Origin of the sequence: Brevibacterium sp. FME17, from assembly GCF_014897515.1 — a bacterium.
GTDB lineage: Bacteria > Actinomycetota > Actinomycetes > Actinomycetales > Brevibacteriaceae > Brevibacterium.
This window is the reverse complement of sequence record NZ_JABUYD010000056.1, coordinates 1-1,786: the sequence shown is the minus strand read 5'-3', so window position 1 is coordinate 1,786 and position 1,786 is coordinate 1. Positions and strand designations below refer to the sequence as shown.

Below are 1,786 nucleotides of genomic sequence, written 5' to 3'. Positions count from 1 at the left end.
CACCAGGATCACGAATCCCGCTAGCTCGGGTGTCCACAAAACCAGGCTAACCTCAGCATTGGTGTGGGTTGGTGTCATTGCGGCGGTCCTGGGAGTAGTTGGGTTTGTCTGCGCCGCGGTGGTGAAGTTCGGCATTCGCTTTATCCGCACACCGAGTAGTAGGTCTTAGTAGTACTAGGTCAGGGTCAAAGCGGCGCTGGGTTGGACAGATCTGTCAGCGAATGCACCCTACCGTTTAACAATTTTGTTGAGCTCGCATACCTGATGGACAGAATTGGAAACTGTTTTCGCTGAGTCAGCTCTCTAGCGGTCATCTGGGTCCCGCTCGTCAGAGATGGTTGCCCTGCCTTCGAGTTCGCTCGACAATTCGCGGATAAGGCGGTTGCCTTCATCGATAAACCATTGGTGATTCTCTTCGGAGTCCCACCCCGAATCTGGGTAATCGACGACGGGGTTGAAGTGAGAGCTCCAGAAGTCCATGTAAGCATGGAGATCGTCGGCCAGGTCCGCTGAAATTGGGAGGTCTGAAGTCCCCACTGCAATGTCGTCGGTGTCATGGCTCCACAGCGGTTCCTTCCGCCCCCAGTCGGGAAAGAATCGAATCTCGATTGGCGAGTTCATAGAACACAACTCTGCGTGCGGCTTCGCCGGATTACGCAGGGACTTTCTCTTTTCAGCTTCCCGAACGAATGAGAGCCCCAAGGACCAACCAAGCGGTACAAGGGCAATCGGAACACAGACCACCGAAACCACGACCGCTGCCACATAGGCGCTTATCCAACCATCCTCGATCGTGCCTGCCCACAACCATACGAAAATGCAGAAGCCGACAAGGAGTATGGACACGGACGCTACTGCGATGTATGCGATCTTCGCGCCTTTGGATTCAGGAATCAAAATTCGTTCTCCTCTCTCAGGTGTGCTGGCGGCATGTCCGATGTTCCGAATCACGGGTTTCGTCTGCGGATGATAGTTATTCTTATCGGCAAGGGCGGCGCCGTCGTTGTGTGAATTGTCGACTGCCTCCGCCGCTCGTTCGTCGCAGTGTTGTAAGTGTGTGCCACGGATCGTTGAGGCCGGTGTGGCATATTGAGATCAGACCATAATGGCAGGGGTATAGGGGAGATTCGCGGTGAGCAATAGTGACTCGGTGCACATGATGATCATAGCCACTGACGAATCGGTAGAGCTGTATCACATGGAAGATGTGCAGTGGGTGGAGTGGGTGCTACTCGGCTGGTTCGTCGTTGGTGCCGCCATCGCGGTCTGGTTCCTGACCATCATCGTGAAAAGGCAACACGCATGGTTGCCGCTCACTCTCCTCGGTGTCGCCTCTGTGAGCCTGATCGCCGGGGGATTCTGGGTCCAGTTGGGCTCCGGAGCTTATAGGGACAGTGAGGCACTGTGGGCCTGCCCTTCGGGTCTCAACGCTATGCGAATCACCGAAGCGAACGGATATCCGTTGTCGGATGGAATCGTTCGATGTCGTGCCGACGCGAAAAGGAACGTGGCAGTCGGCGCAGCGATGGCGGGCGCGGGGGTAATTCTGGCATTCGGTTCGCCTCTCGTCGGTCGACGTCCAAAGGCAGTGGTGCCCGCATAGCCGGGCGGAGTTGCAAGCCAACTTCGCATGTCGTCGCTAGTCAATTTTTCTTCTCGGGACTGATGCAAGGAGAGGTGACAATTCAAGTGTCACGCTGCGAGGGCAGCTGGCTCTATGATTGCTTCGTACTCTACTGGCGTCAATCGACCCAACCGGGCTTGTCGGCGACGTCGGTGATATGTC

The 1,786-nt window shown here is 55.9% G+C and carries 2 protein-coding genes; one reads left to right on the top strand and one right to left on the bottom strand.

Annotated features, from left to right (window positions below):
• Positions 1-303: 303 nt before the first annotated feature.
• A complete protein-coding gene (locus tag INT40_RS20255) occupies positions 304-951 on the bottom strand; it encodes a hypothetical protein (RefSeq protein WP_133067150.1) in 648 nt (215 codons plus the stop codon).
• Positions 952-1,198: 247 nt separating this feature from the next.
• On the opposite strand from INT40_RS20255, the gene INT40_RS20250 reads away from it, so the two are divergent.
• Entirely contained in the window at positions 1,199-1,603 is a 405-nt protein-coding gene (locus INT40_RS20250; protein WP_127361983.1) for a hypothetical protein, read from the top strand.
• The last annotated feature ends 183 nt before the right edge of the window (positions 1,604-1,786 follow it).

What these genes read in the sequence shown, in the direction of transcription:
- INT40_RS20250 (WP_127361983.1), top strand. Translation starts at nt 1,199, where the DNA reads ATGGAAGATGTGCAGTGGGTGGAGTGGGTGCTACTCGGCTGGTTCGTC.